Origin of the sequence: Kitasatospora sp. NPDC059817, from assembly GCF_042731835.1 — a bacterium.
GTDB lineage: Bacteria > Actinomycetota > Actinomycetes > Streptomycetales > Streptomycetaceae > Kitasatospora.
Genome location: NZ_JBHWIR010000004.1, coordinates 1 through 6008 on the forward strand (window position 1 = coordinate 1; position 6008 = coordinate 6008).

The window sequence follows — 6008 nt, forward strand, 5'->3', positions numbered from 1 at the left end:
GAGACCCCCGCGGGCGGCTCCGCCGCCCCCCCCCGCACGCCCCCCGGCGGGGGGGGGGGCCCCGGGGGGGGGGGGGCGCGCGGCCCCCCCCGGGGGGGGCGGCCCCCCCCCCCCCGGTGCCCGCTACTCCCGAAGCCCCATGGCCTCGACCGGCTCCCTGCGCAGCGCCAGCCGGGTGGTCAGCAGCACGGTGCCCAGAGCCAGCAGAGCCGCCCCGCCCAGCACCGCGGCCGCCCAGGTCGCGGGTACGGACGGCCAGGCCGAGCCGGTGAGCGCGAGGCTGACGGGCACCAGGACGGCGGCGGTGACTGCGGCGCCGAGGGCGAGGGCCACGCCGAACGTGATGCCCCCCTCCCAGGCCATCATGCGCAGGATCTGACGGCGGGTGGTGCCCACCAGACGCAGCAGGGCGAACTCGCGCAACCGCTCGGTCGTGGCCATCACCAGGGTGTTGACGACGGCGATGGCGGTGAACAGGCTGATCATGCCGAGGAGCAGCCGGCCGACGGCCGTGGCCGACTCCTGCCGGTGCCTGCGGGCTTCGTCGTACGCGGCCCGGTCGCTCGTACGGGCCATGGGGTAGGCGGCGGTGAGGCTTTGGAGCTCCCGGCCGACCTGCTGGGGGTCGGCGTCGGGGGCGGAGCGGACCAGGACCGTCGGCGCGAGGGGGTCCGGTGTGTGCGCGGCGGCGGACTCGGTGGGGAGGAGGGCGTCGGCGAACCCCAGGTCGCGGTCGTAGACGGCGACCACCGTGGCGGTGCTCTCGCTGCCGTCCATCCAGCCGATCCGGAGCTTGGTGCCGACGCCGGCGCCGAGTCCGGAGGCCGAGCGCTGCCCCAGCGCGACGCCGTCCCCGCGCAGTTGGGCCAGCGAGCCCGCGGTGACCCCGGGGTCGAGCAGCTGGGACAGCGCGGCGGAATCGACCACCTTGGCGCTGACGCCCCGTGAGCCGACGGTGCCGGGCGTTGCGTCGGACACCATGGTCGTGGCGGGTACGAGCCCGCTGACCGCTGTGACGCCGGGCAGTTGGCGGGCCGCGGCGACGAAGTCCGGGGGGAGCCCGACACCGTCGGCCTGGACCACGTGGTCGGCCCGCAGCCTTCGACCGTCCTCGGCCGCGGTGGCCTGGGCCTTGACGCCGGGGACGAACAGCATCGTGCTGGTGAAGGCCACCGCCAGCACCAGCGGGGTGACGGCGGCGGCGAAGCGGCGGGGCTGGGCGCGCAGGGCCGCGGACGCGAGGAACCCCGCCACGGGGAAGAGCCTGCCCACTGGTCCACCGATCACCACACTGGCGACCCGCCCGATCACCGGTCCGAGCAGCGCCACCCCCAGGAGGAGCAGCAGGACCATGCTCTCGGCCGTGCCGGCCCCGCTCCGGCTGCCCGTGGAGGACGACAGCACCACGGCGCACACGGCGAGCGTCCCGGCCCCGAGCACCGTCCGCACCCAGCCGATCCGCGGCGCGGGCGCAGCGGACTCGCGCAGTGCCCGGGTCGGTTCGACCCGGGACGCCCGGCGCGCGGAGGCCCACACGGCGAGTTGCGCGGTGCCGACGACCACGCCGACGACGGTCAGCAGTGCGGTGGGCCCGACGTGGAGCGGGACGTCGGAGCGGACCACACCGCGGTCGACGAGTACGCCGCGGAGCAGCGAGGCGACGCCGACCCCGACCGGGCATCCGACCAGCGCGGCGCCGAGGGTCAGGACCAGCGTCTCCATCGCGATCATCCGCCGCACCTGTCCCGACGTGGCGCCCACCGCTCGCAGCAGGGCCATCTCCCGCAGGCGTTGCCGGACGGTGAGCGCGAGCGCTCCCGCCACCACGAACACCGAGATGAACAGGGACAGGACGCCGACGGTGCCGGCGAGCGAGGCCAGGCCGTCCCCGGGCCCGGGTGTGCTCGAGAACTCCCGCTCGCCCCGCTGGTCGCCGGTGCTCACCTCGGGCCCGGACCAGAGCTCCGCCCCGGTGGCCGGGAAGGCCGTGGCGAGGACCTGTTCGGCCTGTGCGGCCAGCGCCTGCGGGTCGACCCCGTCCCGTGCCGTGATGCCGATCGCGTCCGCGCCCTTGGTGGTGCCCGCGAGCCGGGCCGCCTGGTCGGGGCTGAAGAAGAGGACGCTCTGGCGGGCCAACTCCCTTGGGGCTGAGGCCAGTCCGGACACCGTGTAGGCACGGGGGGCGGTGGTGGTGGCCAGCCGCACGGGGTCGCCGGGCCGGAGCCCGCCGCGTGCGGCCGTCGCCTCGTCGAGGACCACCTCGTCGGGGCCGGTCGGCGGGTGACCGGAGGTCAGGTGGAAGGGGGCGAGGACGGCGCTGGTCCAGGAGTGCCCGAGGGACGCCCCGCCCTGCGGGCCGGAGAGGACCTGCCCCGATCCGGTGATCACGGCGGCGGGGAAGGAGACCTCCGGGGTGACGGTCCCGGCGCCGGGCAGTGCGGCCAGCTTTCCGATCAGCGGATCGACGTCGGCCATCCGGGTCGAGCCGCCGATCACGACCGGGGCCGCCGCGTAGCGTTCGGTGGGGGTGCCCGCCCGCAGGGCGGACTCCAGCAGGACGCCGCACGCGGCGGTCAGGACGAGGGCGAGCGACAGTGCGGCGAAAGCACCCGCGAAGCCCGCCTTGCGGGCGCGCACCGTCTGCCAGGCCAGTAGGAGCATGCCGTTCAGCGCCTTCCCAGGTGGGTCATCCGGTCCGCGACCTGTTCGGGCGAGGGGTTGGCGAGCGCCTCGGCGAAGGAGCCGTCCGCCAGGAAGAACACCTGGTCCGCGTAGGAGGCGGCGACCGGGTCGTGCGTCACCATGATCACGCTCTGCCCCAGTCCGTCGACGACGTGCCGCAGCAGCCGCAGGACCTCCGTACCGGTGGTGCTGTCCAGGGCGCCCGTGGGCTCGTCCGCGAAGACGACCTCGGGTCGTGTCACCAGGGCCCGGGCGATCGCCACCCGCTGCTGCTGACCGCCCGACAGCTGGGTGGGCAGGTGCCGCACCCGGTCGGCGAGGCCGGTCCGGTCGAGGATCTCCCCCAGCCAGGCCCGGTCCGCCCGGCGCCGGGCCAGTCGCAACGGCAGCGTGACGTTCTGCTCGACCGTCAGGGAGGGCAGGAGGTTGAAGGACTGGAAGACGAAGCCGATCCGCTGCCGGCGCAGGACGGTCAGCTCGGTGTCGCCGAGCGCCCCCAGCTCCAGGCCGGCCAGCCGGACCTGCCCGGAGGTCGGGCGGTCGAGCCCGGCGGCGCAGTGCAGGAACGTGCTCTTCCCGGACCCAGAGGGCCCCATCACCGCGGTGAACCCGCCTCGCCGGAATTCCATCGACACCTCGCGCAGGGCGTGCACGGCCCCCGCTCCGCGCCCGTACACCTTGCTCACCCCGTCGAGCCGCACCGCCAGGTCCGGCTCCGAAGTGGAATGGGCCTGTTCCGGATCGCTGGAATCCGCAGTCCGAGAGAAAACGGGAATCCCCTCCTCGATGTGGCGCCCTGCCCTCATTTACCGCGAGCCTAGCCAGATCCACATTGCCCGCCCGCACCTCCGGCGGCGTCCGGACAGCGCTCCGGCGGCGGCTCCGGAGGCTCCACCCCAGGTCAACGGGCCACCGAGTCTGCTGGGCGGCCCGGCCGGGAGGGTCTGGACGTGGACAACCCATGGACACATCCATGCGAATCGCATGGGGCGTTCCATGGAATTCATCGCAGCCAAAAGGCCGCCCGAATACCGGGACCACACTTGTGCGGAATAACCGAACGTCGGCCTCCGGAATTTGACGAAGAAAACTTCCGGTCCGGCTTTCCGAACTTCCGATGGTTCGACCCCTGCGTCCGGGGCCCTATGAGGGGCGAGGGCCGGCGGAGAGCCAGCCCATCTCCTCGGCGATCCGAATGGCGTCCACCCGGCTGCGCCCCCCGGCCTTGGTCACCGCGGCGGCCAGATGGTTGCGGGCGGTTCCCGCCGAAATGAACAGCCGGGCGGCGATCTCCGAGACGGAGGCACCTTCCGCGGCCAGGCGCAGGGTGTCCAACTCCCTCGGCGTCAGCGGATTCTCACGCGCCCCCAGGGCGGCGAGGGCCAGCTCCGGGTCGATGGCACGCTCGCCAGCGGCCACCTTCCTGATCGCCGCGGCCAGTTCCTCGGCCGGGGCGTCCTTCCCGAGGAACCCGAGCACGTGAACGGACATCGCACTGCGCAGATGCGCGGGTCTCGCCAGCCCGGTCAGGATGAGCGTCCCGCACGTCGGAAGCTTGTCGTGCAACTCGGCCGCGGCCCGGAGCCCGTCCAGACCGGGCATGTCGATGTCGAGCACCGCCACGTCCGGCCGGACCCGCAGCGCCGTCGGCACCACCAGGTCACCGCGTTCGACGTCCGCGACGACCTCCAGATCATCCTCGTACGCGAGGAGTGCCATCAGTGCGCTGCGCACCATGGCCATGTCCTCGGCCAACAGAACCCTGATCATCCGCGTCCTCCCCTGCCAGGCAACCCCCGCCCGCGCGGCTCCATGAGACAACAGGGCCACGGGCAGCCCGTATCCGATTGATCCACCATGCGTGACCGCGAGCGACGGAAACAACAGTGCGAACCCGATCGAACTACGGCCGGCCCTCCACGCACACGGATCCGACACAACGGACCCGAAGTGGTCCGGACAACACGAGAGCCGCAGGTCAGATGACCTGCGGCTCTCGGTATGGAGCGGGCGACGAGAATCGAACTCGCGCTCTAAGCTTGGGAAGCTCATGTTCTACCATTAAACTACGCCCGCCTGATGAGCCGTCAGAGACCGCTCAATCCAGTGTCACTGTACCCCATTCGCGACTGTGGTTGCACGGCCCGCCCGGGGAGTGGTGGGGCGGGTGGGGGTGGGTGGGGGGCGTACTGTGTGGGCCGCGTACGAGTGCTCCGGCGGGTGGGTTCGGGGCGGCGAGCCACGGTGTGGAATGTCCGGAGCATCCCCTAATGTGACGCTGTCCCGGGGCGAGGTCCCGCGGGGCGCGATGAGTACGGGTGAGTACTGGGTTAGGGATGGGAAGGGGATCGATGGAGCAGCGCGCCGTCGTTCGTTGTGCCGAGGGGCACCTGTTCAGCACCACCACGTTCCCGATGCAGAACCTCGGTCCGGGCCGGCTCGGGCCCGGGCGGCTTATCCGCTGTCCGCAGTGCGGGCGGCTGAGGAGTTCGGTGCTGGCCGACGTGCGGGAGCTGTCGGCGCCGCAACTGGACCGGGCGCTGCGGCTGGAGGCCGCGGAGTTCCTGGCCTGACGGTCGACGCGAGGACGGAACGGGCCCCGGGCGGATTCGTCCGGGGCCCTGTCGTGCACGTAACCTCGAAGCGTGCTGCTCTCTGACAAGGACATCCGGACCGAAATCGACCTGGGCCGGGTCGTCGTCGACCCGTTCGACCCGGCGATGATCCAGCCGTCGAGCATCGACGTGCGCCTCGACCGCTTCTTCCGCGTGTTCGAGAACCACCGCTACCCGCACATCGACCCCTCCGAGGAGCAGCCGGACCTGACCCGGCTGGTGGAGCCCGAGGGCGACGACGCGTTCATCCTGCACCCGGGCGAGTTCGTGCTGGCCTCGACGTACGAGGTCATCTCGCTGCCCGACGACGTGGCGTCCCGGCTGGAGGGCAAGTCGAGCCTGGGCCGGCTGGGTCTGCTGACGCACTCGACGGCCGGCTTCATCGACCCCGGTTTCAACGGTCACGTGACGCTGGAGCTGTCGAACGTCGCGACGCTGCCGATCAAGCTGTACCCGGGGATGAAGATCGGGCAGCTCTGCCTGTTCCGGCTCTCCTCGCCGTCGGAGCACCCGTACGGCTCGGAGCGGTACGGGTCGCGCTACCAGGGCCAGCGCGGCCCGACGCCGTCCCGTTCGTTCATGAACTTCCACCGCACCGACGTCTGATCCGGGCGGAGCGCACGCAGCACGGGCGGGGGGGCCCCCCCGCGAGGAGGAGGGGGGGGGGGGGCGGCGGGGCGGGGACGGGGGGGCAAGCGCGAGGGGGGGTGG

Annotated in this window: 5 protein-coding genes and 1 tRNA gene; 2 read left to right on the plus strand and 4 right to left on the minus strand. The window is 72.8% G+C overall.

The genetic code is table 11. The annotated features are described in order from the left end of the window. Window positions 1-123 precede the first annotated feature (123 nt). The 4 genes from ACFV61_RS01400 to ACFV61_RS01415 form a co-directional block, all read right to left on the minus strand. Window positions 124-2661, minus strand: a complete 2538-nt coding sequence (locus tag ACFV61_RS01400) for an ABC transporter permease (RefSeq protein WP_380489409.1) — start codon at window positions 2659-2661, stop codon at window positions 124-126. Between the two features lie 5 nt (window positions 2662-2666). Beyond that, window positions 2667-3488, minus strand: a complete 822-nt coding sequence (locus tag ACFV61_RS01405) for an ABC transporter ATP-binding protein (RefSeq protein WP_380489412.1) — start codon at window positions 3486-3488, stop codon at window positions 2667-2669. A 337-nt stretch (window positions 3489-3825) separates the two neighbouring features. Beyond that, window positions 3826-4452, minus strand: coding sequence for a DNA-binding response regulator (locus tag ACFV61_RS01410; protein WP_380489414.1), 627 nt, complete (start codon window positions 4450-4452; stop codon window positions 3826-3828). A gap of 232 nt (window positions 4453-4684) precedes the next feature. After that, window positions 4685-4758 (minus strand) — tRNA-Gly (locus ACFV61_RS01415). 275 nt (window positions 4759-5033) lie between these two features. Here ACFV61_RS01415 and ACFV61_RS01420 point away from each other — a divergent pair. Continuing rightward, on the plus strand, window positions 5034-5255 hold the full coding sequence (locus ACFV61_RS01420) for a hypothetical protein (RefSeq protein WP_079135746.1): 222 nt from the start codon (window positions 5034-5036) through the stop codon (window positions 5253-5255). A 72-nt stretch (window positions 5256-5327) separates the two neighbouring features. Beyond that, entirely contained in the window at window positions 5328-5903 is a 576-nt protein-coding gene (dcd, locus tag ACFV61_RS01425; RefSeq protein ID WP_063348548.1) for a dCTP deaminase, read from the plus strand. Window positions 5904-6008 lie beyond the last annotated feature (105 nt).

What these genes read in the sequence shown, in the direction of transcription:
- ACFV61_RS01400 (WP_380489409.1), bottom strand. Translation starts at nt 2,661, where the DNA reads ATGCTCCTACTGGCCTGGCAGACGGTGCGCGCCCGCAAGGCGGGCTTC.
- ACFV61_RS01405 (WP_380489412.1), bottom strand. Translation starts at nt 3,488, where the DNA reads ATGAGGGCAGGGCGCCACATCGAGGAGGGGATTCCCGTTTTCTCTCGG.
- ACFV61_RS01410 (WP_380489414.1), bottom strand. Translation starts at nt 4,452, where the DNA reads ATGATCAGGGTTCTGTTGGCCGAGGACATGGCCATGGTGCGCAGCGCA.
- ACFV61_RS01420 (WP_079135746.1), top strand. Translation starts at nt 5,034, where the DNA reads ATGGAGCAGCGCGCCGTCGTTCGTTGTGCCGAGGGGCACCTGTTCAGC.